Here is a 24,561-nt window from a genome sequence, read left to right on the forward strand (position 1 = left end):
TGAATCTGGCTAAAATACGAACAAAAGAGTAAAGGGGAGATACGCTGTATGATATTTTTGTTAAACCAATCATAAAATCGGAAGGATATGGTTAATGAGGGCTTTTTTTACCTATCCGTTACAAAAAATTAACGTTAAACTCTGGAGTAACTTCTTATAATGGACTGATATAAAAAGATAAATCATAATGAGTAAAATATTGTTAGTGCTCTGGCCACTATTTGCATTGATTGCGATAGGCTTTATATTAAGACGTACTCGGTTATTTTCGCCTGATTTTTGGCCTGGAGCCGAAAAACTCAACTATTTTATTTTATTTCCCGCCTTATTAATTAATAGCTTAGCAAGTGCCCCTTTAAATAATCCTAAGTTAGCTTATTTAGGTAGTGCGATCCTCTGCATTTTAGCGATAAGTTCATTATTAGTGCTGGTAAGTAAATATTTATGCAAAATAACTGTCCCTCGATTTGGTGCGCATATTCAAGGGATCACGCGTTTTAATACTTATTTAGGCTTAGCTATTGTGGCCGATTTATTTGGTAAAGAGGGGGTTGCCGTTGCCGCCGTTATTATGGCAATTTTAGTGCCAAGCTGTAATGTTATCGCGGTGCTGGCGTTATCTTCAGGGAAAAAAGTGTCAGTAAAACAACTCTTATTACCCATCATTAAAAACCCGTTAATACTCTCTTGTGTTATCGGAATTTTGTTAAATTTATCGCCTGTGGGGCTACCTTTTGGTTCTGAACAATTATTAAAATTACTCGCAGCAGCAAGTTTACCATTGGGATTGATTTGTATTGGTGGTGCGCTGCAAACAACAACACTGCGTAAAGAATTCAAACCAATCATACTATCAACATTATTACGCTTGCTTGCTATGCCTGTATTAACGTTAATAATGGCTAAATTGTTTTCTTTGCCAAACTTAGAAACGATTTTATTGGTGATATTTTTTGCCATCCCTACTGCACCAACGGCCTATATTTTGACTCGTCAGTTGAATGGTGATAGCCAATTAATGGCTGGGATCATTACATTGCAAACTATTATCGCCGTGTTCACCTTGCCTATAGTTTTATCATTCGTCATGCATTAATGGTGATATGTTTTGCAACTGTCACATTGATACTCTATGTTATCGGGAGATTACTTCATCTGATTAGGAGTTGTGTGTGTCTTTGGAAAAATGCCAGAAAAATGAAAACTTATCTATTGAAGATGTTTTGGATAAACTTTCGTTGTTATATTCAAATGCCATTCAATCATTAAGAGATGCCATTGCTGTTTATGTCACAAAAGGGCAGATACCAAATACAGACGAGAGAGAAAATGGGTTATTTGCTTACCCTGAGCTTTGTGTGACGTGGGAAGGAAAAATTGATCACTGTGAAAAAACCCGTGCCTATGCACGCTTTGTAAAAAAAGGAAATTATTCCATCACTGTGACTCAACCAGAGTTATTTCGCCATTATTTAACGGAACAACTTTCTATTTTACAGCAAGATTATGATGTATCTTTTGCAGTTCGTCCGTCTAAGACGGAAATTCCATATCCGTTTGTAATTGATGGCTCGGATTTAGTCCTTGATAGAAGTATGAGTGGTAGCCTTGCCGCTCATTTTCCGATAACAGATTTAGCCCATATCAGTGATGATATTACCGATGGCTTATATACCGTTTCGGAAGAAATGCCTTTATCGCATTTCGATGCTTTACGTGTAGACTTTTCACTTGCACGCCTTAAACATTATACTGGTACGCCACCAGAGCATGTGCAACCGTATATCTTATTTACCAATTATAACCGTTATGTGGATGAGTTTGTCAGTTGGGCTTGTGAGCAAATCCGTGATCCTGAGAGCCGTTATATTGCGTTGTCTTGTGTTGGTAATAACTACCTGACGGTTGAAAATGCGGATCCACAAATTGCTATTTCAGACATGACGTGGAAAAAATTCCAAATGCCTGCATATCATCTGATTGCACGAGATGGCTCAGGAATAACATTAGTGAATATTGGTGTTGGCCCATCAAATGCAAAAAACATTTGTGATCACTTAGCGGTATTAAGACCACATGCATGGTTAATGATTGGTCATTGTGGAGGGTTAAGGGAAAGCCAAAATATTGGTGATTACGTTCTTGCGCATGCTTATTTACGTGATGACCATATTTTGGATGATGTATTACCGCCAGATATTCCTATTCCGAGCATCGCAGAAGTTCAACGAGCACTTTATGATGCGACTAAACAAGTCAGTAATATGCCTGGCGAATTGGTTAAGCAACGTTTACGTACTGGAACTGTGGTGACGACAGACGATAGAAACTGGGAGCTGCGTTTCTTTGCTACAGCAAGGCGCTTTAGTCTGAGCCGTGCAGTTGCTGTTGATATGGAAAGCGCAACCATAGCTGCACAAGGTTATCGTTTTAGAGTACCTTATGGTACGCTTTTGTGTGTGTCAGATAAGCCATTACATGGGGAAATTAAATTACCAGGCCAAGCGAATAGCTTTTATGAAGGGGCTATCTCAGAACACTTACAAATAGGTATTCGCGCTATTGATTTATTACATCAAGAAGGGGATAAATTACATTCTCGGAAGTTAAGAACCTTTGATGAACCCCCATTTAGATAGCAAGGAGATGCAATCTATGGCTTTAATACCTGAAATAGAAACAGAAAGACTGATTTTATCGAAACACCAAGTCAGTGATTTCCCCGCGTTGACAAAACTGTGGGCGACAGAATCCATGGTACGCTATATCGGCGGTATGCCGTCAACTGAACGAGAATCATGGATGAGAATGCTAGCCTATGGTGGGTTATGGCCATTGTTGGGTTTTGGTTACTGGGCGGTAAGGGAAAAAGCAACAGGGCAGTATGTTGGTGACCTTGGGTTTGCGGACTTTCATCGAATGGTTGAGCCGCAAATAAAAGGAATTCCCGAAGCAGGTTGGGTCATTGCACCAGAATTTCAAGGCAAAGGCTATGCAACCGAGGCGATGCAAGCGGCGCTGAGTTGGTTAAAAGCGCAAAATAAGTATCAGCAAACGATTTGTTTTATTGAGCCGAGAAACTTACCGTCATTACGCGTTGCCGAGAAATTAGGCTATGTTATTGATCGTGAAATATTTATGAATGGCAATATTACTGTGCTATTACGGCAGAAGCTAACGCCTACAATGTTATAATATTAACGGGTTATCGTTCTATGCATGATGAATTAGATATTTCACAAGTGAGTCAACTGTCAGGTTTAGCGGCCTCAACGCTTCGTTACTACGAAGAGAAGGGGTTAATTAAACCGATTGGCAGAAAAGGCTTAAAGCGTATTTATCATGGCAAAGATGTGATAACCCGTTTATCTCTGATAAGTTTAGGGCAGCAGGCTAAGTTTACACTCGATGAAATTGCGGCAATGCTTAATCACCAAGATGGCCCCAATATAGAGAGAGCCAGCCTGATGGCTAAAGCTGAAGAAATTGAACAGACGATCCAAAATTTATTGGCGTTAAAAGATGGCATTATTCATATAGCTAATTGCCCAGAAGAGAACCATTTTTTATGTCCAAACTTTCAAAAAATCCTGAATAACAGCCTAAAATTAAACCGTATCAAGCATAAATAACCCATCAATTATCCCATATTTGATATTAATTAATCCCAAATTCAATCATAGAATGGGATAGAATAACCCTTTACACTCTTAAAATTGTGTTAATGATTTTAAGGTCTGTATGTCTACTCATTTTTTGGCTTTTGAAAAACCGATAGTTGAACTTAATGACAAAATAGAAGCACTAGTTGCCTTCAAGCAACAGGGGCATCCTAGCGAAATTAAGCTTGAAGAAGAAATCAAACTGTTAGAAAAAAAGTCTCACTCATTGACGAAAACCATTTTTTCTTCTCTTGGTGCATGGGAAATCGTACAGTTAGCAAGGCACCCATTAAGACCATATCCCCTTGATTATATTTCTTTAATTTTTACTGAGTTTCAGGAGTTGGCGGGAGATCGCGCATTTGCTGATGATAAAGCGCTGGTGGGAGGCTTGGCGCGTATTGCAGGGCGTCCTGTCATGGTTTTAGGCCAACAAAAAGGACGAACAACCAAAGAAAAAGTGATGCGTAATTTTGGTATGCCATCACCTGAAGGTTACCGTAAAGCGTTACGCTTAATGCAAATGGCGGAACGTTTTAAATTACCTGTTATTACACTGATAGACTCAGCGGGTGCGTACCCTGGCGTAGGCGCTGAAGAGCGTGGACAGGCCGAGGCTATCGCAAAGAATATATTAGAAATGTCCCGCTTAAAAACGCCAATTATTTGTGTTGTCACGGGGGAAGGTTGTTCGGGTGGCGCGCTAGGAATTGGTGTTGGTGACAGAATTAATATGCTTGAATACAGTACGTATGCTGCAATTTCCCCCGAAGGTTGTGCATCAATTTTGTGGAAAGACGCTCAAAAAGCGCAAGTTGCAGCTGAAGTTATGGGAATGACTGCCTCTCGATTAAAAGAATTAGGCATTATCGATACGATTATTCCTGAGCCATTAGGGGGGGCGCACCGAAACTATCAGTTAGCAGCTGAACATTTAAAACAGCAATTGATAGCAGATTTAGCTGCACTAACTCGACTCGATACGGATGCTTTATTATCAGAGCGTTACCAAAAAATCATGGCATTTGGTTACTGCTAGTGTTATTAGTTTAGGCCAATCATGTTGAATGAAAAGGAAGTATGCACGGTGGTTGACCTAAATTTATTAAAGGTTTTTATTGCGGTTGTAACGCAAGGTAACTTTATTAATGCTGCAAAGCAGCTTTCGATGCCATCATCCAATGTGAGTCGACAAATTAAGCAATTAGAAGAACAGCTAAATTGCCGTTTGATTGAGCGAACAACAAGGCAGATGCGATTAACGGAAGCGGGTAACATTCTGTTTGAGCAAAGCCAAAAATTAGTGGGTGAACTGGATGATATTGTCCAACAAATTAGTCATCCTCAAGGGATTACAGGTACCTTACGCCTTACTATTCCGAGTGAAGCAGGTAGTGTATTATTAGCAGATTTATTAGCAAAGTTTGCATTACTGCATCCGCAACTCAATATCTATTGTGACACACAATTAATGCCCCGAGACGTCATTAGTGATGACATTGATTTATTACTGACTTTTCACCGTGGAGAGCTTGAGGATAGCAGCTATCACTCAAGATTAGTGAAATCTTGGCAAAGTGTGGTCGTCGCATCCCCTGAGCTGATTCATAAATTTGGTAAACCGAAAACCATCGCTGATTTAGTGAAGTTACCTTGTATTTCAAGCCTTAGTGCCTTACAAGGTCAGCCTTGGATTTTTATTGATTCTCAAGGCAAGCAACGCACAGCGATGATAAATAGCCCATATCGGGTGAATAGTGGGATACTCGCTCATGCAGCCGCGGTGAGTGGTGTTGGTTTTGCTATTTTATCGTTAGAAGCTTGTCATCAACAAATTCAATCGGGTCAATTAGACATTGTTCAATTGGAAGGGCTAAACCCTGCACCTATCGAGTTAAGAGCAGTCTACGCAAGCCGAAGTGTGCTATCCCCAAAAATAGACCTATTTTTAAACTATTTGCTACAAAATATTTAATCTGAACGCTATAGATGATGGTGTTAATAGGGCAAGGCTATTTGGTATTTACCTCATGTGCTTTAGGCAAATACCAGAGCAGAGTAAAATATGTGTTATTTATCGCCACGTAAGCGTGTGGTTAGGCCTTTAAGGAAATAACGCAGAAGTTGATCCCCACATTCACGGTAGTTTTTATGTCCAGGCTTACGGAAAACAGCATTAAGCTCAGGTTTTGATACTCGAAAGTCTGCCAATTGGTAAATTTCAATCATATCAGTATCTTTTAGTTCGAAAGCGACCCGTAGTTTTTTGAGAATAATATTGTTATTTAGACGGCTTTCTATTTCTGGTGCAGGGCGGTCTTCATCTTTACCACGACGATGATAAATTAAGCCATTTAAAAAGTGCGCGGTTACGTTATCGTTACATTCAACATATTCAGGCTCACTATCTTTTTTGAGCCAGCATACCATTTCTTCTTTCGTCACGTCTAAATCTGCAAGTTTTACGATTTTGACCATTTGAGCATCGCTCAAGTCCAACATATAGCGAACACTGCGTAAAACATAATTATTAAGCATGGTTGTTTATTATCCATTATTGATAGAATTAATTGGCGCAATTGAAAAGCCAATGGATCACAGACTTTCATAAAGAAAGGGAGTAATTGAATAGGGTCGTATTGCGACGAAGTCGGCTATTATGCGGGATTAGTGGAATAAAGCAAAGTGTTGTCACCTGACTTTACTCCTATTGAACGGTATTAACCCATGAAATAAATCAGAGAATAAAAAAATACAAGGGTCAATCCTACAGTTAACAGCATATTTTTCAGCAATGATGCGATGACAACACAGAATACAGCACCCCACAAATATGGGTTATCGGGAAAGTCCCTGAGCTCATGGTTTTCTAATAAAATAACAGGTGCGCAAATCGCCGTTAACAAGCAAGGTGCTGAGTAACCTAATGCTTGGCGAACAATCAAAGGTAACCGAAGTGGTAGCTGTGGGATTAAAAATACATAACGCAATGTAAAAATAACGGCGGTTAGCGTGATAATCAAAAGCCAGATCATTTTTCCTCCTTCAATACGCGCGAAACGATGACCGAGACAAACATTCCACCGACACCTGCAATGACAATCGCGCTACTGATGGAGTACATGGATAAGGTTATGGCTACGACGAGTGAGAAAATGACGCCACATAGCGTGCTGATTTTTTTCGTCAAAGGTACAACAATCGCAAGGAGTGTCGCTACAACAGAGAAATCAAGGTGTAAGCGACTTAGGTCTCCAACAATATTCGCCATTGCAATGCCACAAAGGCTGGTGATTAACCAAACAAGATAAAAGCTAAACCCTGCGCCAAATAGGTAAGGGAAACTCAAACTTTGACGTTTCGCCGCGCTGATTGCAAACAGCTCATCGGTGAGAAGAAAGCCAATGCTGAGCCTTTGAGGGGTTGTAAAATCTTTCACTTGAGGACGTAACGTCAGCCCATACAGTAAATGTTGAGATGTAATAAAGAACACCGAAATCACAATCGTGATAAAACCGGTGCCTGAATTGAGTAATCCGAGGGTGACTAGTTGGGCTGCACCTGCAAAAACCATCGCTGACATTGCAACACTTTGCCAAAAATCTAACCCTGTTTCTACGGCCATTGAGCCCGCGAGTACTCCCCAAGGGATCACAGCAAGGTTAAGAGGTGCGGAATGAGCCGCGCCATCCATCATGGCTTTTTGCCAGCTGCGACTTTGCTTTGAATCCATGTTAACTAATACCTGTTGAAATAATGCCTATGTAACGTGCCATTCATATTAAGGATATGAATTGGCGGCAGATAGAATAAAATTGCTCTTTTTAAGTAATTAGATGACGCACAAAATTACCTGGTGTGACGCCTAATGACTGTTTAAAGTGGCGTGTAAAATGGCTTTGATCAGAAAAACCACATAAATTCGAAACATCAGCAGGGGTGTTTCCCGCTAATAACAGTTTTTTGGCTTTATGTAGACGCGCTTGAACCAAAAAAACATGGGGCGTTGTGCCTGTTTGCAGCTTAAATTGTCTTAGAAAATGCCATTGACTGAATCCCGCTATTTGGGCTAATTCAGCTAAAGAATGTTCTTGCTCACAGGTATTTATCATCAATTCGCAAATTTGTTCTATACGCTGTTTTGCAGGGGTAATTTTAGCTAACTCGGTTTTAGTCTGGTTATAGCGTAACGTTAACCAACTTAATGTAGAGAGCAGTAAGGTTTCTTTAAACAGTAAGTTTCCAGGTTGCAATAACAAGCTGAAAAGTAACCGTAACTGAGCAGCCAGTCCTGTATCTTGCACGACCGCACAAGGAAACCAAGGCACTAGTCCTTGATTTTCAATTTTTAAGTCGGTGGTGAGCTGCGAAAACATGTCAGGGGTAGGGTAGATTGCCTGATATGACCAACCATTTTCCATTGCAGACGAACCCGTGTGTATTTCATCTGCATTGACCAAAATGATATCGCCTTTTGGTGCGTAATGGTTTTCACCTGTACGAAAGAATTGCTGAGCACCATCTTCAATAACGCCAATACAGAAACCTTCGTGGCTATGGCGAGAAAATTTTTGTTGATGATATCGAGCATTTATCATTTCAAGGCCATTGAGCTCTTGCAAATGAAAGTAGTTAGCGCTTTCCATGTGATCCCTAAAGCTGATTAAATATAAAGTACTTCTTGTTTTAATTATCCGAGATTCGTTAATTAAATGTGAGCGTAATATATTTATTACAATAGCCAAAAAAACATCTAGGCTAAATTAATATTGTTATCTATAGCCATTTTCAGGGTATTAATACGTTTCTATGTTATAACGCGAAATGAGAATCAAATCACTATCAACATTCCCAAGTTAAAACCTCCATGTAATTCCAATTTAACATTAATATATGGTATATAATCCTGATTGGTGAGGTGTTTTTAGTTTGCTTCTGGTTTAATGGTTGCAATTGAACTATAACTCTAAAATTAAGGTGTGAAACTTGTGCATTTAACTGGATTTATGATTTATATTGAAATATAAATCTATATTTTGATGTGTTAAGCAGTGATATCTTTTATAAAAAAATAAAACCTGTATCATGATCTCTATCAGAAATGAATGTGAATTTTTTGTTATAACTTTTATTGAGTTAGCGGGTTTCCTATGCTTGAAAATCTCGGTATTACAAACTTATGGACTTATCTTATCGGTGTTATTTTTATTACACTGGTACCAGGCCCTAATTCTTTATTTGTTTTAACTAGCAGTGCAAAATATGGCGTAAAAAATGGTTACAAAGCAGCGCTAGGGGTATTTACAGGGGATGCAATACTGATATTCCTATCTTTCCTAGGGGTTGCTTCATTAGTCAAAACATCGCCAATCTTTTTTAGTGTAATTAAATACGCAGGTGCGGCTTATTTATTTTATTTAGGAATAAAAACACTTTACAGCGTATTACACAAAAAAGAAGGTGTGCATGATGTTGATAGTATTATTTTAGAGACGAAAGGAACTTATAAAAAAGCGGTCTTTTTAAGTCTTCTAAACCCTAAAATGATCATTTTCTATGTGTCATTTTTTATACAATTTATTGACCCTGCATACCCAAATGCAGGTGTGCCATTCTTCGTCCTTGGTGTGATTTTAGAAATGTGCAGTATGATTTATTTATCATTGTTGATTTTCGGCGCAGTAGCCGTGACGAATATGGTAAAACACAATAAGAAACTGTCAAAATTCTCCAATAGCTGTATTGGGGCAGTGTTCTTAATGTTTGGGGCTAAATTAGCGTTAACAGCCTAAAAGAGAACGTACTGAAATATCACCCTGTGATTCAATAGCCAGCTAAATGTGCTGGCTATTTTGTGTCTAACACCTTAGCGTTTCATAATGGTGACAAGCTCATCATTAACTTTACGCTGTTCCACATCTTGCCACCCCATTTTTCGATAAAGACCCTGCATATCAGGTGTATATAGGTAAAGACTTTCACTTGTGGATTTTCGATAGTGCTGATAAAGCGTTTCAATCAGCTGGGTGCCAATCCTTTTTCCTCTGGCTGATGGCACAGTTAAGACTTCCCCTAGCCACCAAGTCGCCTGCTGAATATCTGGGAGCTCGCGAAGGATCGTGCTAGCGGTTGCAAGTAGCTGGACATTACTGTCTACGAAACAAGACAAAATTTGCGGATTAGCCGCTTGGCTGCGCTCGTGCAGCCTGTGTTTTATCTGTGCTGTGTCGGCCCATGGTGATAAACTCGCCCACTCTTGGTGTAATGCATCACTAATTTGTTCAATTAATTGAATATTTTGCTTAGTAACAATCACAAAATGCATATTTTCTAGTTCTCATGTAAAAGTAAATCAGGTAACAGCATGTCTAATTGTTCGAAAAGTCGACTGTAAATATCCCTGACAACCGCATTTTTATTGTCGTTATACTCTTTGACATAGTTGGCATCGACTACAGCGGCTAATTTAGCGTTTGCATATTTTTCGCTATCGTCGGGGTGCTCAATTAACCAATTACGAAACAGTAAGTGGCGTAAATGTTCAGGACAATCTGGTGCAAAAACGTGTAAGTTCACTTGTGGATCTTGTAATTTAAGCATTCGATGCTGGTACCAAGAGGGCTCCCGCACAGTAAGTTCAAATCCAAGTTCTTCAAGGGTTGGAACATAACTTTTTTCGTCTTCGGGGGTTGCTACAATCAAGTCAATGTCAATAACAGGCTTAGCCGCTAAGCCAGGAACGGCTGTTGAACCTATATGAGCAATCTTAAGCGCTTTATCACGTAGAGCATCACAAATATATTTTTGCTGTTGCCGATAGATTTCTGGCCACTTCAGGTCATAAGGAACAACTTGAATTAGACGAGGAACAGGCTTTCCTTTCACCCAAGGGTTTTCAGTTAGGTCACCTTCACTAAAGTGCATAATCTGCCGTTTATAATCTGCTAAAGAAAGGGCCACTGTTCGCTCCTATATAATTCATATGTAGCAGCAAATAATAAAGTAAATTTTTATTGCGATCGCGCTTTGTGTGCCTACAGATACAGCCAATTTTAACTCGCGAATTTTTTCGAGGCGGCAACGCAAAAAATAATGCCACAAGTTGATGTTATCATTAAAGAATTGACGGTCTCATCAAGCAGCCAAGCTAAAAGTAGTAAGCCAATAAAGGGTTGTAATAGTTGTAATTGCCCCACACCTGCAATACCTCCTTCTGCAAGTCCTCGATACCAAAAAAAGAACCCTAATAACATGCTAAAGAAAGAGACGTATACTAAACCTAGCCAAGCCTTTGTTGATACGTTTGCAAGGTTAGTTGGCCATAAAATCACACACAGCACTAGCTTGAAAATATAGAAAAAATAATCCGAATAACGACATGGAACGCACCAGCGCTTACAACAGCGATTATTTGTGATTGGTTAATGAAAGGTGAAGTTGCAAAAATTGAACGTAATAAACGGCAAGATGCAAGAAATAGGCAAAAAATTGTCCAACAAGTATTTGGCGATTTTCCCTATATTGCTCATCCTAATAGCTATTTTATTTGGGTACCATTACCTGAAGGTTTGCGTTCCGAATCGGTTATTCGTCAACTCAATAAACGTAATATTGCGGTGAGTCGTGCTGAGTCTTATTCGACATCAAACGCTGTGCCACAGGCCATACGTGTGGCTGTGAGTACGGTTTCTTATGATGAGCTAGCCGCTGCATTAGATACTATCAAGTCAGTAATATTGTATATGGTAGATCTGGAATAGAGCACAAAAAAATTAATACTTTTTATTATGTTAGCGTTTAATTAAGATATTCAATTAACATTAAAAGAGGGCAATTATGTTAAAACACCTCGTCGAGATTGCGAAACGATATGCGAAGCCAGCGACATTTAATGGGTACATCGAAAGTGGGCATGTTGCTGCTGCATTAGAAACCGATGATGGCAATATTTATAGTGGCGTGAGCATCGATTCCGCATGTTCACTGGGGTTCTGCGCAGAGCATGCTGCCGTTGCAGATATGCTAAAAGAAGGGCGTTCAGTGATTAAGGCGATTGTTGCTGTTGATGCATCAGGTTGTATCGTGCCACCTTGTGGCCGCTGTCGTGAGTTACTTAGTCAGCTATCAGATAAAAACAAAGAGACAATCGTTGGTGTTGATGATAATACCCAAGTGACCCTTGCTGAACTCATGCCATATGACTGGAAAACATCACGTTGTTGAACACCGAGAAGAGTCATCATCAAATGAATAATGAGATTAAACACTTTACTGCAACGGCAATGATCCGTAATGAAAAAGGGGAGTTTTTACTGCATGAACACCCTAAACTAGGTTTTTGGTTACCGCCTGGGGGGCATATTGAAGAAAATGAAGAACCGCAAGATGCGTTATATCGCGAAGTATTAGAAGAAACGGGGCTTCATTGCAATATTATTAGTTGTGGATATCCCTTTAAGACCTCAGTTGTTGCTTCATCTCATACGCAATCATTATCATTACCGATGGCCATTCTCAAGGAATTTATCGCGGATAAGAAAAAAGGTGACCATTGGCATATCGATATGGTGTATTTATGTGAATTAATTTCACCTGAGCAGCCACCTTTTTCACCGTTTAGTTGGGTGCCTTTTCAACAACTCGCGCAATTAAATATGCCTAAAGATGTTATTGAACTGGCACAAATGGCAAATGAATATTATCAGGGGCTCAATAAGGCTTAATTGATATTGAAAAAGAGCAAAGAAAAACCAAGTAAGACTAGCAAGGTGCCAATGGTTTTATCCATGACTGATTGATAACTCAATACTTTATTACGTACTGAAGGGGTGGCAAAAAATAGTGCGATTAAGCTAAACCAAACTAAGTGCACCAATGAAATAAACACCCCATAACCTAAGTTGAGCCAAACAGAGTTTCCGACTTGGATAACTTGACTATAAACGGAAACAACAAAAAACATGGTTTTGGGGTTTAGGGCATTGGTTAAAAAGCCTGTTTTAAATGCATTAAATTTAGATATTGGCTGTGTGTTGGCACTATCAGTGGTTATTTTTGTTTTGTTGGTGAATGACTTAAAGCCGATATAAACCAAATAACAAACACCGATTAACTTAACGGCTAAAAATAATGCACTTGAGCTCATAATAATTAGCGTAATACCGAAAATTGTATAAAATACATGCACTTGAACGCCAATTGCAATGCCAAAAGCACATAATAATCCTGTCTTTATGCCGTAGGTATAACTTTGCCGAGTTACCATCGCAAAATCAGGCCCTGGACTGATCACGGCAAGGATTGTTATTGTTGCTACTGCAAGGATTTCATTCATTTAAGTTTCCTAAAGAGTTATAAAAACTAACAGTTATAACCATGAATATGGTTGTAATGATCTATTTAATGTTTTTATTATCAATATATTGAATAAAGTTAAAAAGCGATTTATCCTGACTGAAATCTGTCACTTTTCGTTACCAATATGAAATTGCCGCCGTTATCGACCTTACGCTTCTTTGATGCCGCTGCTAAAGCGGGTAGCTTTGTTAAAGCTGCACAAGAATTAAATGTCACTCACAGTGCTATCAGTCGCCAAATCCGCCTATTGGAAGAACACCTTGGTGTGGCGTTATTTGAGCGGCGAAATCGTGCTGTTTTCTTAACAGCGGCAGGCCAACTTCTTTTACAGACGACCAGTAGCTTATTTGAGCAGTTAAGCGCGACAGTTGAGCAAATCAAGACAAATGCCACGCCTGACGTAGTGAGTGTGTCTTGTGAACCAACGATTGCCATGAAGTGGCTAATTCCTCGTTTAACTGATTTTTATCAACGGTATCCCCATATCACTGTTCACCTTGTTGCTGCTGGTGGCTCTATTGATTTTGCGAAGACCCATGTTGACCTTGCTTTAAGGCGCAATGATTTTGTATGGGGAGGACAAATATACGCTACCAAGGTATGTTCAGAGCAAATGGGGATAGTACGACTACCTGAAAAAGAGGCTGTTAGTTTGTTACCAAACCGCCCGCTATTAACAAGTGCATCACGCCCTGAAGCGTGGGTAACATGGCAAAAAAATAGCGGCGTAGATTTAACAGGCTATAAATATGTGACCTATGAACATTTTTACCTGTGTATTCAAGCCGCTTTATCAGGACAGGGGGCTGCGTTAGTGTCTTTTCTTATGGTTACAGATGAAATTCAATCAGGGCAACTTCAAGCTCCTGAGGGCTTTATTCCTGACGGATCTGCTTATTACTTGCTCTCGCCAAAACCTATTGCAGCAGATGGCGCAGTGGCAGTCTTTGTGAATTGGTTAATTGAGCAAATCAATATCAGCATCGGTTGTATTAATAATTTATAGATATTCCATCAAAAAACTAATGATTGCTCATTATTACAGCGAACCTCACTGTAATATAAAGATTTTATGACATAACTTTTGCCGTGCATGCTATATTTCTCCGCTAGGTATGGTGTATTACGTTGGAGCAGATAATGAGCAAAGTACGGGTAGGTGTAATTTTTGGTGGAAAATCGACAGAGCATGAAGTTTCTCTGCAATCAGCTAAAAATATTATTAACGGCCTTGATCGTCAGAAGTTTGACGTGTGCCTTTTGGGTATAAACAAAGAAGGTCAATGGCATGAATATAATGAAGCGGATTTTCTTATTCATGGGGATGATCCATCCCGTATTGCACTCAATACACCGAAACGTAGTATTGCACTTGTTCCAGGTAGGACGCATGAACAATTTATCTCCCTAGAAGACGCAAAACCATTGCCACAAATTGATGTTATTTTCCCTATTGTTCACGGTAATTTAGGCGAAGATGGGTCATTGCAAGGTTTATTGCGCATGGCAAATTTGCCGTTTGTAGGGCCAGGTGTTTTAGGTTCGTCGGCCTGTATGGATAAAGACGTAACTAAAAGATTACTCAGAGATGCAGGCTTAAATATTGCCCCGTTTATTACTGTACTGCAAAATAAACGTACAACAATAAAGTATGAAGTAACAGTGGCACAGCTAGGTTTACCGCTATTCATTAAACCCGCAAACCAAGGTTCATCGGTTGGCATCAGCAAAGTCAGTAACGAGGCAGAGTTTGAAGCAGCATTAGATTTTGCATTCCTGTTTGATACTAAAGTGCTTATTGAAAGCGCAGTAAAAGGGCGTGAAATTGAGTGTGCGGTATTGGGTAATGACGACCCACTCGCTAGCCCTTGTGGTGAAATAGTGTTACACGATAGTTTTTACGCATACCATACCAAGTATATTGATGAGAATGGCGCATCTGTCGTAGCCCCAGCTCAGTTAGAAAATGCGGTGAGTGAGAAAATTCGCGAGATTGCTTTATCCGCATACCAAGCATTAAATTGTAGTGGTATGTCCCGTGTTGATGTCTTTTTAACGGAAAATAATGACGTTGTTATCAACGAGATCAATACATTGCCTGGTTTTACAAATATCAGTATGTATCCGAAACTTTGGCAGCAAGGTGGTATGACGTATCAGCAATTAATTAGCCGTTTAATTGAATTAGGGATTGAAAAATTCCAACAAACGGCGATGCTAAAAACTGCGTGTGATGAAATTTAATCGCTGAGGTAAGGTATTCTCGGTAGCTTTTATGGCTACCGAGATGTGTTAACAGAACCTGAGTTATTTCAGCTGTTTGTCCTCAATTTGCGCTTTCATTTGTTGTAAAAACAAACGCGTTTCCTTTGGTGATGTGAGCCGAACAAATTGAATATGGCACAAGTTGATATTCGCCATATGTTTTAGGTTTCTTTCCTTATTTGGATAGTAAGTCTTTAGTAGCCATAGAATAATTGAGTCTCGGCTGAAAAAGGCTTTTCCCCAACGTTCTTTATTGCCAGTATTTTCCCATAGCTCTTGTCCTGAACGAATGCGCGATAATGTACGAGTAATTGACTGATAAAGGGTTCGCGGCAATGAATAATCAAGCCAAATCACCATATCGACATCTTTCCATTTGATAGGTTGAGTCCGTGTATAGTTTCCGTCAAGTACCCACCCAGAAGGCGCGTTATTCAAAGAAATGCTGAGCCTTTCTGCCAATGCTTCATCTGAGGAACCTTGCCAATTTGCGAGCCAATATAAACTATCTAATTCAATGGCAGGGACATTTAACAATAATGCTAGCTGTTGGCAAAGGGTGCTTTTACCGCTGCCGCTGGTACCGATAATATTAATCTTCATAGGATGTTGATGTCAGATATATTTGTGATAAATACGCAAAGAGAGCTGACTTAATGCTACAGACAACTGCCACCCACAGCGGATGAGTAAGCTATCCGCAACGGCTGTCGCACAAAAAATTTGGGGGTATTGTTGTTTATCAATGATCAACTCAAGTTGTTCAAATAAATACTGTCCGAGTCCCTGATTTCGTTTTTCTGGGATAACAAAAGCGGCACCGCCCCATGGAAATGGCGTGTTATCAGGTAAAAATTTGTCATTTTTCAAGGCAATAAAACCACAAGGTTTATTTGCCTCAAAGGCGATAATCCCCATACCCGTTCCTTCACGATGGCGATAAGTGGCGATATCTTGCCAAACATCACCTTTTCCTAGTGGACCATAGTGGGAAGGCCACTCCTGAAGGAACCATTGTGCAATTAATGGCTCCAATTCAGGTATATCGTGTAAATAACACCAGTGACGTAGGTTATTTACACCAGACATAATTGATATAGCGGAATAAGGGCTCAAAACCAAACTTTTTATACAAATCAAACCCCGCTTCAGAGGCATCAAGGAAGCAGTGTTCAACACCTTGCTGACGGCAAAATGCTAACGCGTAATCAATGAGCTGTGATGCGTAGCCATTACCTTGGTGGCTTGGTTCTGTACCTATGTCATCGAAACGAGCAAGCGTTCCTTCAATTGTTACGGTCATAGACGTAGCCGGCTCGCCATCGACAAGTAACACTAGGTGAAATTGTGGAGCGCCTTGTTGTAGGGCATCTTCGTGATAACGCACATACTCTTTAATGACTTGGTCGTGCTCTTCCGACAGGTAAAATGCAGAAACTAGCGGCTTTGCCCACAATGACAAATCGTGATTAGCTAAGACAATATCCACTTGGTTATCAGGTAGTTCAACCTTATTTTGTTTCGCTAGAGTTAATGCCATGGCAGTCGTTACGCTGTCACGTTTGTAACCTAATGATTCAGCTTCGTTAACCACCTGAGGGAGCATTTCTTCAGGGATCACTAAAGTGTGATTTTTCTTTTGCGACACAAACAGATTGTGTGCTTGCATAAATGCGTGACTGGTGGAGTCAGGTTGCAAATAGATAAAGTTAAACGCTGGCGAATTAAGCGGCGTTAAATAGCAAATGGTGTGTTGTGCAATCTGGATACTATGTTCACAAATAGATGTCCAAAACGTTTTTTCAATCGATTGATAATGTCTTAAATAGTACAACGGAATATTCATTTGTCAGTTACCTGATGCAAAACGAGTTAATCGATATGGGCCAAGTGCAGTGTGTTCTATTCCATGCAAAATTTCATCTTGAGCCAATTGGCATATCAACGGCGCTAGTGTAATCGCAGCGTGCATACTGATAATATATAAACCTTCGAAATCAGCAACTTTTCCGGCAATTGGCATCTCATCTTTTGGCATGGGTCTCATTCCGATGAAAGTTTTTTCAAGATTTAACGTATCACTACCTATAAATGAATTTTTGATAACGGTTAGGGCATTTTGTGCGATACAGTCTGCGCTATGTTCTGGGCGATCACTCAGGTAATCCTCAGCACACAGTATTTTACCTGTAGAAGCAGGACGTAACTCCATTTCAGGAGTTGAAATAATATGCTGCACTAACGGTTTTTCATCTGGCGCATTAATGTGCACAATAATTGACGGTGAAGCACTCACAGGTAACTTAACCCCAATTGAGCCAATGAGCGCAGTGGCATCAATACCCGCTGTTATCACCGTTTGGTCGGCTAAAAATGTACCATGATCTGTGATCACACCTAAAATACGCTGACCTTCTTGAACAAGTGAGAGTACTTCATGTTGGGGTAAATAGATTATACCTTGATCAATGGCTAACTTTAGCAAGGTTTGAGTCGCATAAACAGGGTCAACGCTCCCTTCATCAGGGCAAAAAGCAGCAAGCGTCGGGAGTGTACATAAATTCGGCTCCATCTTTTGTAATGCATTTTTATTTAGTGCTTTGACGTTAAAATGATTTTTCTGATGCTCATCAATAAAAGATGCTGTCGCTGTTTCGTTATCTTGCCAACTAATTGCACCGGACCACTGGATGTTTAGCTGGCCCTGTGTGTGCTCGTCAAGAGAGCGCCATTGCGCAAGTGCTTGCTTGCGAAGTTGACTGTAAGCGTCAGGGCGGCCATAAGACACATTAAGCCAAGCAAAGGCGTGTTGGGTAACACCTTGGCTTGCGTGTTTTTTGTCTAATAAGATAATGCGTTGATTTGTATGTTTTGATAAATACCATGCTAAGGTGGTGCCGACAAAGCCCGCACCCACGATAATAATTGTATTTTTAGTTGTCGAATCCATGGGTTACCTGTGTCAAAGTATTAATTACAATAGCTATCTTAATGTGTTATTGCATTTATATACACAAAACATTGTTAGCTAGCGCATTATTATTCCCATAGTAAATATGGTAGTAACGACGTCAGAGGAAAAAATGAAGTATATTTTTGAGCAAGTGAATGTTTTTTCAGCCAGTAAACTGGATGGTAACCCATTAGCCGTTGTTGTTGGGGCGGATAACCTAACAGATGCACAAATGAATAAATTCGCAAAATGGACCAATTTAAGCGAAACCGTTTTTCTATTGCAGCCAACAAAACCCGAAGCAGATTATCGTGTGAGAATTTTTACGGTAGAAGGTGAGTTACCGTTTGCAGGGCACCCGACTTTAGGGAGTTGTTTTGTGTGGCAGCAAACCTATGGGCAGCAGCAGAAAACATCGATAGTTCAAGAATGCAAAGCAGGGTTAATCGCAATTAAAATGGTGGATGGCCGGTTGGCATTTAAGGCACCACCGCTCATCCGTAGTGGTGAAATTGCTCAAAATGAAAAAATAAAGGTATTTAAAGGGTTGGGGATCACCGAAGATGATGTTGTTGACAGTAATTGGGTAGATAACGGCCCAGGTTGGATGGGGATTCAGCTTAAGTCAGTGGACACACTCTTAAATATTAAGCCTGATTATTTTCAACTGAAGGGCTATGATATCGGCTTGTGTGCGATTTACCCTGAAGGTAAAGATAAACAGCTCGAAGTCAGAGTTTTTTGTGGTACCAGTTCAGTAGAAGACCCCGTGACAGGAAGCTTTAACGCGGGTGCGGCACAATGGTTAATCCCTCAAGGAAAACTCCCAAAACAGTATACTGTTGGCCAAGGGCAGTGTGTTTATGGCGAAGGGCGAGTGTATGTGAGTGCAGATGATGACGGAATTTGGATTGCTGGTGATGTAATTAACTGCATCAGTGGGACGATTGAACTCTAATTATTTGGTTATCATAAGGTTGCCATTCATTAGCAACCTTATGATATTCATTAGACTAAACGCGGATAAAACGGGTAACAAATGCAATAAATACTAATAATACAGAAATCATTAAAAGGGCAGTCGCTAGTGTTAATTGGAATGCGACAAAGCCAATTACTGCAGGTCCCGCTAAGATCCCTAAGTAACCCAATGTCGAAATCGCAGGTACAGCCAAGGCTTCTGGCATCGTGTTTTGTTTACCCGCTGCAGAAAACATCACAGGAACGATATTCGATGAACCAGCTCCCACTAAAGCAAAACCAATAATTGCAAGGGTTAAATAAGGGGAAATAACTGCGATTACGAAACCAAGGCAAGCTAGGAGTGCACCTAGAAAGACTACACGAGCTGAACCGACCCGCATCACTATTTTGTCACCCAGTAACCGGCCAATCGTCATTGTTGTAGCAAAAGCAGCAAAACCCAAACCACCTAAGGTCTCTTTAAGACCATGGTGTTCGATTAAAAATACGCCCCCCCAATCTAGCACAGCCCCTTCGGCAAGGAACACAGCAAAACAGACGATACCAATCACCAATACAATCCCTTTAGGGATAGCAATAAGCGGGCCTGTTGGGGCATTCGCATACGTAATTAAGCCGTTATAACAGATGGCTAATAAAACTAACGCAATAACAGAAACAAAAATAGACGCTAAAGTCGCGGATACCCCTAAGAGCAGAACTAAGCTCATAGTACCTGCACCCGCAATCCCCCCGACACTGTAGAATCCATGAAAGCCCGACATAATAGGCTTATCTGAGGACTTTTCCACAATGACGGCTTGCACATTCATCGCACAATCGGTCAAGCCAATAAAAATACCGAATAATAATAAGCCTGCCACCAGAAAAATGATGCTAGAAAGTGACGATAAAACAGGAAAAAGCAAACAAAAACCAATAGTTGCGATAACCATCAAGCGGCGACAACCATATTTGGCGGCTAATGCCCCTGTCACTGGCATGGCAACAAGTGCACCACCACCAAAGCAAAGTAGTAACATGCCAAGTGTTGCATCATTTGCTCCTGTATTGACTTTGACATAGGGGACGATAGCCGCCCATGCTGCGGTAACAAAACCAGCGATAAAAAAGATAATGCGCGTGGAAATTTGCTCCCTTTTCGCAGATGCTAAGTGAACAGTGGTATTAACATGTTGAGTAGATTGCATTTTTTATAATACTTTTTTAAATGATAAATTAACTACCTGAATTTAGGATAGTCAGAACGCGCTCATGAAGGATTGGGCAACCCGTTGCGACGACAGCCCCGCCAGATTCTGCACGTTTTCCCTCAAGTGTGGTAACGACTCCACCCGCACGCTCTATGATAGGGATTAATGGAACAATATCATAAGGTTCCAGTGCGAATTCAACACAAATATCAATTCTTCCTGCTGCAAGCATTGCCATCCCATAGCACTCTCCACCATAGCGGGTCATTAAAACACGTTCATCGAGCGCCTTAAAGTGAATATCAGGTCGAGATAATATTGGTTCTGGGGACGTCGTATGTAATATAGCCTGTTCTAATTTAACGTTTTTTCGAGTAGCTAAACGAGAATGTCCATGCGGGCTACTCGTCCAACTGCCATGTCTATCTGCCCAAAAGCGTTCCCCAATATAAGGTTGGCTCATCATGCCCATCACGGCTTTTCCCTGTTCAGTCAGGCCGATTAAGTTAGCCCAAAGTGGAATACCACATAAAAAAGGGCGAGTACCGTCTATCGGGTCGAGTACCCATTGAATGTCACCATCCCCTGAAATTCCATACTCTTCACCCATGATAGAGTGATTTGGATAGGTTTTAGTGATGTGTTCGCGCATGGCTTTCTCAGCCAACTTGTCTGCTTGCGTGACAGGGTCAAAACGATAATTAGCCTTTGTCTTGTTTTCAACCACACTGAGCTCATTAGTGCGGTAATAATCGAGAGAGATTTTCCCCGCAATATTTGCGAGTTCATGTAAAAAGAAGCTGTCAGGTAGCGGTAAGTTGTTCATATCTTCTTCCTTATTACGTTGTAAAGAGGGATTGACATAATTTTGTGCTCGATTATGATCACTTTAAAATAATTAAGAGGTACTATATGCTCGATTATGCAGCTTTTCCAGAGCAAAGACAAAATAAAATTCGCCAATTGTTACGTGAGCAAGGGCGAGTAATTTGTACTATCCTTGCCCGTAATATGCAGGTTTCTGAACATACAATTCGTAGGGATTTAAATGAATTAGCTCAAGAAGGCGTTTGTCGTCGAGTACATGGCGGAGCGGTGAGTATGCTTGATGAATTAGGCTCGTTCGAGCAAAGAATCGAGCAAAATCAAGCGGAGAAAATTAAAATTGCACAGGCCTGTAGCTTGTTAATTAAACAAGGGGCGTGTGTATTTATTGATACAGGCTCAACGAATCTAGAAATTGCACGCAATTTACCCGCGCATATTGCGTTTACCGTGGTGACAAACTCTCCCGCCATTGCAATTGAATCAATGAAAAGGCCGCTTTGCGAAGTGATTTTAATTGGTGGGAAATTAAATCGTGAAATTGGTGCCAGCATTGATACATCGGCAGTTAACCAAATTGCTCATATTCATTTTGACCAATGTTTTATTGGTGGCTGCGCTTTAGATCCACAGATGGGGGTGACTATTTTTGACTATGAGGAAGCTGAGTTAAAAAAAACACTCATTGAGCGTAGTAACCAAGTCATTATGGGGGTTACTGCAGATAAGTTACCAGGTGTTGCCCGCTACACAATTGCAAACTGCGATCAAATATCTATTTTGGTAATGGATAAGAATTTGAACTCAAATATCGTTGAATTATTTGCAGAGACTTCACTAAAAATAGTGATGACAGATTAACAAGTGGAGCATGATAAGAACCAACCTAATAACCTTATTTTATATAATGGCGAATAAAAATAACTCATGGTTTCCCTATGACAATTAAACTGACTGTACTTTTAACTTCTTTTTGTTCATTTAGTGTACTTGCTGCACCTAGCTCATATCAAAAACAAACCTTACTCAATGATGGTAAAGAAATTCATTATTACGTTATTCAAAAAGGTGATAACAAATCGCAAGATTTGCTAGTTTTATTGCAGGGTTCAGATTGCAAAAGCGTGGTAAATAACCCCAATATGGTTAAAAACTTTGGTGCAGTTTTTCCCAGAAACGATATTTTATTAGTTGAGAAAACAGGGTTGAATAGTTTAGTCGGCGCAGACGGTGAAGAAGCGTCAGAAGAAGATTGCCCTGTAGAATATATGTCTCAAGATTCTCCTATTGAGCGAGCGGATAATTATGTGGCGGTATTAAAACAACTCAAAAAAGATTATCAACATATTATCTTATTAGGGGGTAGTGAAGGGGCGTTAGTCACGCATTTAATTGCAGCTAAAGGCGACTTTATTTCGGCATCCATTGCGCTAAATGTGGGTGGGCAATATTTTATCGATGATGTGCTTTATAGCATTAAAAATAATACGCCAAAGGAAGATGTCGCTAATTCATTAGAGGGCTTTAATCAATTTGCGCAGGCGGCAAAGCATAAACAATTAAATGATGACCAGTTTGTCAGTGGTCATGGGCCACGCTGGTGGTATGAAATGCTGACGATTGATAACTTGAAATTAGTGCAGGCAATTAAAACGCCGCATTTGGTTATTCAAACTATGGCAGACACGAATGTCGATGCTTACAGCACAGAAAGAATGATGAGCCAAACGAATAACCCATCAGTTAATTTTAAAAAATATGAAAAACTCGATCACTTCTTTAAGGATAATAAAGGGCAATTGCACACAGAGATGATTGTGAAAGATATTCAAAATTGGTACAGCAATGCTGGATTAAAATAGATAACGAAATATAAGGTTTGTATCTGTGGATATACTGGGTTTTATAGTGACGTTGCTTCCAATCATTGTTTCCCCAGGGGCAAGCTTTGCAATTGCGCTGAATAGTACATTAACTCAAGGAATGAAAGGGCTACTTGTTCCAATCATTGGGACTGGGTTAGGGATATTGACTCATGGCTTATTAGTTGGTATTGGTCTATCAAAAATTCTAGCCTCTTATCCATGGGCAATGCGTTCAATCGGTATTTTAGGAACATTATATTTAGTTTATTTGTCTATCACATTAATTAACACAGGTTTAAAAGTAGGTAAAAGTGCAGCAAATAATGTGATAAGGACAGTTACGGTTAAAGATGCGTATTTAGCCAATCTACTTAATCCCAAGGCAATTGTTTTATATTTAGTGGTGGTATCAAACTTTGTTGGCACAGACCCTTCTCTAATCAGTTTTCTGGTTTTATCTAGTATACATGTATTGATGATGGCGGCTTGGTTGGCGGTATCATGTGGAAGCCTTATTGTCTTTTCCTCATCAATTCAAATTAATACACTGAGAAAATATATTAATATTGGTGGTGGTATATTGCTGTTACTGATTACACTCACGCCGTATTTATTTTAAATAGCATGTACCTTTATGGCTCAGGTACACGCTAAATATTTATTCCGCAATAAAACTTAAGTAGCTAAAAATAGGCTCAAAACCCAGTTTTTTGTAGATTGAAAGCCCGTCTGATGATGCCTCTAATACGCACTGTTCAAGACCTTGCTGGTTGCAAACTGCTAATGCGTGTTTGATAAGTATTGTCGCAAATCCTTTTCCCTGAAATTGAATATCAGTGCCAATATCATCCAACCGTGCAGTTTTATCATTTACTGTTAAAGTTAAGGTAGATACAGGTTGCTCACCAGAAAATAAGACAAAATGCATCATATTGGTTTGTTTGTCTAATGCCCTTTGGTGGTAACGAATATATTCATTAATGACGATGTCGTCCTCTTCCTCATCATCGGAATCTGCAGGAAATGCGGTAATCAACGGCTGTGCCCAATCACTCAACCGTTCATTACATTGCTCAATTCGGTAGCCAGTCTCAATTGATGGTGGCTCCTTAAATAAAGACAGTGCGGACTTTGGTAAAATCATTGCTGTAGACTCGCCATCTGCAATGAAACCTCGCTTCTTAATTTCTTGCTCAAATTGGGTCAGTTCGTCTTGATGAACAACTAATATATAAGGTTTAGATTGTTGCTTAAATGTATTTTCTGCCTTTTCAAATTCGCTAAGATTAGTACCTTGATGCAGGTATATAAAATTGAAAATAGGTAAATTGAGTTCAGAAAAATAGCTAATAGTATTTTCACTAATCTTTAAAGTGTCGGAACAAATAGCAGACCAAAAATGTTCTTCTTGTTGGTAAAATAAGGTTTCGTTATTATTCATTATTGATATCCAGTTT

General features: G+C 39.9%; 30 protein-coding genes and 1 pseudogene. 16 read left to right on the forward strand and 15 right to left on the reverse strand.

Annotation, left to right across the window (positions count from 1 at the left end; genetic code table 11):
- The first annotated feature begins 187 nt into the window (after positions 1-187).
- The 6 genes from M1F05_RS09665 to M1F05_RS09690 all read left to right on the forward strand — a co-directional run bounded on the left by M1F05_RS09665 (position 188) and on the right by M1F05_RS09690 (position 5,637).
- Entirely contained in the window at positions 188-1,096 is a 909-nt protein-coding gene (locus M1F05_RS09665) for an AEC family transporter (RefSeq protein WP_206084279.1), read from the forward strand.
- A gap of 82 nt (positions 1,097-1,178) precedes the next feature.
- Positions 1,179-2,639, forward strand: a complete 1,461-nt coding sequence (locus M1F05_RS09670) for an AMP nucleosidase (protein ID WP_371007212.1) — start codon at positions 1,179-1,181, stop codon at positions 2,637-2,639.
- Entirely contained in the window at positions 2,620-3,195 is a 576-nt protein-coding gene (locus tag M1F05_RS09675; protein WP_206084283.1) for a GNAT family N-acetyltransferase, read from the forward strand. Before M1F05_RS09670 ends, M1F05_RS09675 begins: the two co-directional genes overlap by 20 nt.
- 20 nt (positions 3,196-3,215) lie before the next feature.
- A complete protein-coding gene (locus M1F05_RS09680; protein ID WP_206084285.1) occupies positions 3,216-3,632 on the forward strand; it encodes a helix-turn-helix domain-containing protein in 417 nt (138 codons plus the stop codon).
- 109 nt (positions 3,633-3,741) lie between these two features.
- A complete protein-coding gene (accA, locus tag M1F05_RS09685; RefSeq protein WP_206084287.1) occupies positions 3,742-4,701 on the forward strand; it encodes an acetyl-CoA carboxylase carboxyl transferase subunit alpha in 960 nt (319 codons plus the stop codon).
- A gap of 21 nt (positions 4,702-4,722) precedes the next feature.
- A complete protein-coding gene (locus tag M1F05_RS09690) occupies positions 4,723-5,637 on the forward strand; it encodes a LysR family transcriptional regulator (RefSeq protein ID WP_206084289.1) in 915 nt (304 codons plus the stop codon).
- A gap of 95 nt (positions 5,638-5,732) precedes the next feature.
- On the opposite strand, the gene M1F05_RS09695 is transcribed toward M1F05_RS09690, so the two are convergent.
- From M1F05_RS09695 to M1F05_RS09710, 4 genes are all read right to left on the reverse strand, one after another.
- Positions 5,733-6,200: a DUF1456 family protein gene (locus M1F05_RS09695; RefSeq protein ID WP_206084291.1), complete on the reverse strand. Its 468-nt coding sequence runs from the start codon at positions 6,198-6,200 to the stop codon at positions 5,733-5,735.
- Positions 6,201-6,382: 182 nt separating this feature from the next.
- Entirely contained in the window at positions 6,383-6,697 is a 315-nt protein-coding gene (locus tag M1F05_RS09700; protein WP_206084293.1) for an AzlD domain-containing protein, read from the reverse strand.
- Positions 6,694-7,395: an AzlC family ABC transporter permease gene (locus M1F05_RS09705; RefSeq protein ID WP_206084295.1), complete on the reverse strand. Its 702-nt coding sequence runs from the start codon at positions 7,393-7,395 to the stop codon at positions 6,694-6,696. The genes M1F05_RS09700 and M1F05_RS09705 overlap by 4 nt, the downstream gene beginning before the upstream one ends.
- 91 nt (positions 7,396-7,486) lie before the next feature.
- Positions 7,487-8,308, reverse strand: coding sequence for an AraC family transcriptional regulator (locus M1F05_RS09710; RefSeq protein WP_206084296.1), 822 nt, complete (start codon positions 8,306-8,308; stop codon positions 7,487-7,489).
- Between the two features lie 504 nt (positions 8,309-8,812).
- Between M1F05_RS09710 and leuE the strand changes: the two genes are divergently transcribed.
- Positions 8,813-9,454 carry a leucine efflux protein LeuE gene (gene leuE / locus M1F05_RS09715; protein WP_272516286.1) on the forward strand — a complete coding sequence of 214 codons (642 nt, stop codon included), beginning with the start codon at positions 8,813-8,815 and terminating at the stop codon, positions 9,452-9,454.
- A gap of 74 nt (positions 9,455-9,528) precedes the next feature.
- Here the strand turns inward: leuE and M1F05_RS09720 are convergent, their stop codons facing one another.
- The 3 genes and pseudogenes from M1F05_RS09720 to M1F05_RS09730 all read right to left on the reverse strand — a co-directional run.
- On the reverse strand, positions 9,529-9,987 hold the full coding sequence (locus M1F05_RS09720; RefSeq protein WP_206084300.1) for a GNAT family N-acetyltransferase: 459 nt from the start codon (positions 9,985-9,987) through the stop codon (positions 9,529-9,531).
- Positions 9,988-9,992: 5 nt separating this feature from the next.
- Positions 9,993-10,622: a GrpB family protein gene (locus tag M1F05_RS09725; RefSeq protein WP_241016841.1), complete on the reverse strand. Its 630-nt coding sequence runs from the start codon at positions 10,620-10,622 to the stop codon at positions 9,993-9,995.
- Between the two features lie 92 nt (positions 10,623-10,714).
- Positions 10,715-11,005 (reverse strand): annotated as a pseudogene (locus M1F05_RS09730) (EamA family transporter); the annotation flags it as partial.
- Positions 11,006-11,086: 81 nt separating this feature from the next.
- Here M1F05_RS09730 and M1F05_RS09735 point away from each other — a divergent pair.
- The 3 genes from M1F05_RS09735 to M1F05_RS09745 all read left to right on the forward strand — a co-directional run bounded on the left by M1F05_RS09735 (position 11,087) and on the right by M1F05_RS09745 (position 12,385).
- Positions 11,087-11,422 (forward strand): hypothetical protein, encoded by a 336-nt coding sequence (locus tag M1F05_RS09735; RefSeq protein WP_206084302.1) that lies wholly within the window; start codon positions 11,087-11,089, stop codon positions 11,420-11,422.
- Between the two features lie 76 nt (positions 11,423-11,498).
- Positions 11,499-11,885, forward strand: a complete 387-nt coding sequence (locus tag M1F05_RS09740) for a cytidine deaminase family protein (RefSeq protein ID WP_206084304.1) — start codon at positions 11,499-11,501, stop codon at positions 11,883-11,885.
- Positions 11,886-11,908: 23 nt separating this feature from the next.
- Positions 11,909-12,385, forward strand: coding sequence for an NUDIX hydrolase (locus M1F05_RS09745; protein WP_206084306.1), 477 nt, complete (start codon positions 11,909-11,911; stop codon positions 12,383-12,385).
- Here the strand turns inward: M1F05_RS09745 and M1F05_RS09750 are convergent.
- Positions 12,382-12,996 carry a LysE family translocator gene (locus M1F05_RS09750; protein WP_206084308.1) on the reverse strand — a complete coding sequence of 205 codons (615 nt, stop codon included), beginning with the start codon at positions 12,994-12,996 and terminating at the stop codon, positions 12,382-12,384. The two genes, M1F05_RS09745 and M1F05_RS09750, sit on opposite strands and share 4 nt — an antisense overlap.
- A gap of 147 nt (positions 12,997-13,143) precedes the next feature.
- Here M1F05_RS09750 and M1F05_RS09755 point away from each other — a divergent pair, with 147 nt between their 5' ends.
- Both M1F05_RS09755 and ddlA read left to right on the forward strand, forming a co-directional pair.
- On the forward strand, positions 13,144-14,025 hold the full coding sequence (locus M1F05_RS09755) for a LysR family transcriptional regulator (RefSeq protein WP_206084310.1): 882 nt from the start codon (positions 13,144-13,146) through the stop codon (positions 14,023-14,025).
- Positions 14,026-14,159: 134 nt separating this feature from the next.
- The gene (gene ddlA / locus M1F05_RS09760; RefSeq protein WP_206084313.1) at positions 14,160-15,263 is read left to right on the forward strand and encodes a D-alanine--D-alanine ligase; all 1,104 of its coding nucleotides are present in this window, start codon (positions 14,160-14,162) and stop codon (positions 15,261-15,263) included.
- A 63-nt stretch (positions 15,264-15,326) separates the two neighbouring features.
- On the opposite strand, the gene M1F05_RS09765 is transcribed toward ddlA, so the two are convergent.
- Genes M1F05_RS09765 through M1F05_RS09780 form a run of 4 tightly spaced genes read right to left on the reverse strand, consistent with a single transcriptional unit; the run spans position 15,327 to position 18,234 of the window.
- Complete coding sequence (locus M1F05_RS09765; RefSeq protein WP_206084315.1) at positions 15,327-15,887, reverse strand: adenylate kinase; 561 nt, start codon at positions 15,885-15,887, stop codon at positions 15,327-15,329.
- 12 nt (positions 15,888-15,899) lie between these two features.
- Entirely contained in the window at positions 15,900-16,373 is a 474-nt protein-coding gene (locus M1F05_RS09770) for a GNAT family N-acetyltransferase (RefSeq protein ID WP_206084316.1), read from the reverse strand.
- Positions 16,357-17,130, reverse strand: coding sequence for a GNAT family N-acetyltransferase (locus M1F05_RS09775; RefSeq protein ID WP_206084318.1), 774 nt, complete (start codon positions 17,128-17,130; stop codon positions 16,357-16,359). The genes M1F05_RS09770 and M1F05_RS09775 overlap by 17 nt, the downstream gene beginning before the upstream one ends.
- 3 nt (positions 17,131-17,133) lie before the next feature.
- Positions 17,134-18,234, reverse strand: a complete 1,101-nt coding sequence (locus tag M1F05_RS09780) for an NAD(P)/FAD-dependent oxidoreductase (RefSeq protein WP_206084320.1) — start codon at positions 18,232-18,234, stop codon at positions 17,134-17,136.
- A 133-nt stretch (positions 18,235-18,367) separates the two neighbouring features.
- On the opposite strand from M1F05_RS09780, the gene M1F05_RS09785 reads away from it, so the two are divergent.
- Positions 18,368-19,195 (forward strand): PhzF family phenazine biosynthesis protein, encoded by an 828-nt coding sequence (locus M1F05_RS09785; RefSeq protein ID WP_206084328.1) that lies wholly within the window; start codon positions 18,368-18,370, stop codon positions 19,193-19,195.
- 55 nt (positions 19,196-19,250) lie between these two features.
- On the opposite strand, the gene M1F05_RS09790 is transcribed toward M1F05_RS09785, so the two are convergent.
- Together M1F05_RS09790 and hisN are read right to left on the reverse strand one after the other, a co-directional pair.
- The gene (locus tag M1F05_RS09790) at positions 19,251-20,411 is read right to left on the reverse strand and encodes an MFS transporter (protein WP_206084330.1); all 1,161 of its coding nucleotides are present in this window, start codon (positions 20,409-20,411) and stop codon (positions 19,251-19,253) included.
- Between the two features lie 28 nt (positions 20,412-20,439).
- Positions 20,440-21,240, reverse strand: coding sequence for a histidinol-phosphatase (hisN, locus tag M1F05_RS09795; RefSeq protein ID WP_206084332.1), 801 nt, complete (start codon positions 21,238-21,240; stop codon positions 20,440-20,442).
- Positions 21,241-21,326: 86 nt separating this feature from the next.
- Between hisN and M1F05_RS09800 the strand changes: the two genes are divergently transcribed.
- From M1F05_RS09800 to M1F05_RS09810, 3 genes are all read left to right on the forward strand, one after another.
- Positions 21,327-22,100 carry a DeoR/GlpR family DNA-binding transcription regulator gene (locus M1F05_RS09800; RefSeq protein WP_206084334.1) on the forward strand — a complete coding sequence of 258 codons (774 nt, stop codon included), beginning with the start codon at positions 21,327-21,329 and terminating at the stop codon, positions 22,098-22,100.
- A gap of 77 nt (positions 22,101-22,177) precedes the next feature.
- On the forward strand, positions 22,178-23,101 hold the full coding sequence (locus M1F05_RS09805) for an alpha/beta hydrolase family protein (protein ID WP_206084336.1): 924 nt from the start codon (positions 22,178-22,180) through the stop codon (positions 23,099-23,101).
- Between the two features lie 25 nt (positions 23,102-23,126).
- A complete protein-coding gene (locus tag M1F05_RS09810; protein ID WP_206084338.1) occupies positions 23,127-23,723 on the forward strand; it encodes a LysE family translocator in 597 nt (198 codons plus the stop codon).
- 39 nt (positions 23,724-23,762) lie between these two features.
- On the opposite strand, the gene M1F05_RS09815 is transcribed toward M1F05_RS09810, so the two are convergent.
- Positions 23,763-24,545, reverse strand: coding sequence for a GNAT family N-acetyltransferase (locus tag M1F05_RS09815; protein ID WP_206084340.1), 783 nt, complete (start codon positions 24,543-24,545; stop codon positions 23,763-23,765).
- Between the last annotated feature and the right edge of the window lie 16 nt (positions 24,546-24,561).

Source organism: Providencia sp. PROV252 (assembly GCF_033676005.1).
Lineage (GTDB): Bacteria > Pseudomonadota > Gammaproteobacteria > Enterobacterales > Enterobacteriaceae > Providencia > Providencia vermicola.

What these genes read in the sequence shown, in the direction of transcription:
- M1F05_RS09665 (WP_206084279.1), top strand. Translation starts at nt 188, where the DNA reads ATGAGTAAAATATTGTTAGTGCTCTGGCCACTATTTGCATTGATTGCG.
- M1F05_RS09675 (WP_206084283.1), top strand. Translation starts at nt 2,620, where the DNA reads ATGAACCCCCATTTAGATAGCAAGGAGATGCAATCTATGGCTTTAATA.
- M1F05_RS09680 (WP_206084285.1), top strand. Translation starts at nt 3,216, where the DNA reads ATGCATGATGAATTAGATATTTCACAAGTGAGTCAACTGTCAGGTTTA.
- accA (WP_206084287.1), top strand. Translation starts at nt 3,742, where the DNA reads ATGTCTACTCATTTTTTGGCTTTTGAAAAACCGATAGTTGAACTTAAT.
- M1F05_RS09690 (WP_206084289.1), top strand. Translation starts at nt 4,723, where the DNA reads ATGTTGAATGAAAAGGAAGTATGCACGGTGGTTGACCTAAATTTATTA.
- M1F05_RS09695 (WP_206084291.1), bottom strand. Translation starts at nt 6,200, where the DNA reads ATGCTTAATAATTATGTTTTACGCAGTGTTCGCTATATGTTGGACTTG.
- M1F05_RS09700 (WP_206084293.1), bottom strand. Translation starts at nt 6,697, where the DNA reads ATGATCTGGCTTTTGATTATCACGCTAACCGCCGTTATTTTTACATTG.
- M1F05_RS09705 (WP_206084295.1), bottom strand. Translation starts at nt 7,395, where the DNA reads ATGGATTCAAAGCAAAGTCGCAGCTGGCAAAAAGCCATGATGGATGGC.
- M1F05_RS09710 (WP_206084296.1), bottom strand. Translation starts at nt 8,308, where the DNA reads ATGGAAAGCGCTAACTACTTTCATTTGCAAGAGCTCAATGGCCTTGAA.
- leuE (WP_272516286.1), top strand. Translation starts at nt 8,813, where the DNA reads ATGCTTGAAAATCTCGGTATTACAAACTTATGGACTTATCTTATCGGT.
- M1F05_RS09720 (WP_206084300.1), bottom strand. Translation starts at nt 9,987, where the DNA reads ATGCATTTTGTGATTGTTACTAAGCAAAATATTCAATTAATTGAACAA.
- M1F05_RS09735 (WP_206084302.1), top strand. Translation starts at nt 11,087, where the DNA reads ATGAAAGGTGAAGTTGCAAAAATTGAACGTAATAAACGGCAAGATGCA.
- M1F05_RS09740 (WP_206084304.1), top strand. Translation starts at nt 11,499, where the DNA reads ATGTTAAAACACCTCGTCGAGATTGCGAAACGATATGCGAAGCCAGCG.
- M1F05_RS09745 (WP_206084306.1), top strand. Translation starts at nt 11,909, where the DNA reads ATGAATAATGAGATTAAACACTTTACTGCAACGGCAATGATCCGTAAT.
- M1F05_RS09750 (WP_206084308.1), bottom strand. Translation starts at nt 12,996, where the DNA reads ATGAATGAAATCCTTGCAGTAGCAACAATAACAATCCTTGCCGTGATC.
- M1F05_RS09755 (WP_206084310.1), top strand. Translation starts at nt 13,144, where the DNA reads ATGAAATTGCCGCCGTTATCGACCTTACGCTTCTTTGATGCCGCTGCT.
- ddlA (WP_206084313.1), top strand. Translation starts at nt 14,160, where the DNA reads ATGAGCAAAGTACGGGTAGGTGTAATTTTTGGTGGAAAATCGACAGAG.
- M1F05_RS09765 (WP_206084315.1), bottom strand. Translation starts at nt 15,887, where the DNA reads ATGAAGATTAATATTATCGGTACCAGCGGCAGCGGTAAAAGCACCCTT.
- M1F05_RS09770 (WP_206084316.1), bottom strand. Translation starts at nt 16,373, where the DNA reads ATGTCTGGTGTAAATAACCTACGTCACTGGTGTTATTTACACGATATA.
- M1F05_RS09775 (WP_206084318.1), bottom strand. Translation starts at nt 17,130, where the DNA reads ATGAATATTCCGTTGTACTATTTAAGACATTATCAATCGATTGAAAAA.
- M1F05_RS09780 (WP_206084320.1), bottom strand. Translation starts at nt 18,234, where the DNA reads ATGGATTCGACAACTAAAAATACAATTATTATCGTGGGTGCGGGCTTT.
- M1F05_RS09785 (WP_206084328.1), top strand. Translation starts at nt 18,368, where the DNA reads ATGAAGTATATTTTTGAGCAAGTGAATGTTTTTTCAGCCAGTAAACTG.
- M1F05_RS09790 (WP_206084330.1), bottom strand. Translation starts at nt 20,411, where the DNA reads ATGCAATCTACTCAACATGTTAATACCACTGTTCACTTAGCATCTGCG.
- hisN (WP_206084332.1), bottom strand. Translation starts at nt 21,240, where the DNA reads ATGAACAACTTACCGCTACCTGACAGCTTCTTTTTACATGAACTCGCA.
- M1F05_RS09800 (WP_206084334.1), top strand. Translation starts at nt 21,327, where the DNA reads ATGCTCGATTATGCAGCTTTTCCAGAGCAAAGACAAAATAAAATTCGC.
- M1F05_RS09805 (WP_206084336.1), top strand. Translation starts at nt 22,178, where the DNA reads ATGACAATTAAACTGACTGTACTTTTAACTTCTTTTTGTTCATTTAGT.
- M1F05_RS09815 (WP_206084340.1), bottom strand. Translation starts at nt 24,545, where the DNA reads ATGAATAATAACGAAACCTTATTTTACCAACAAGAAGAACATTTTTGG.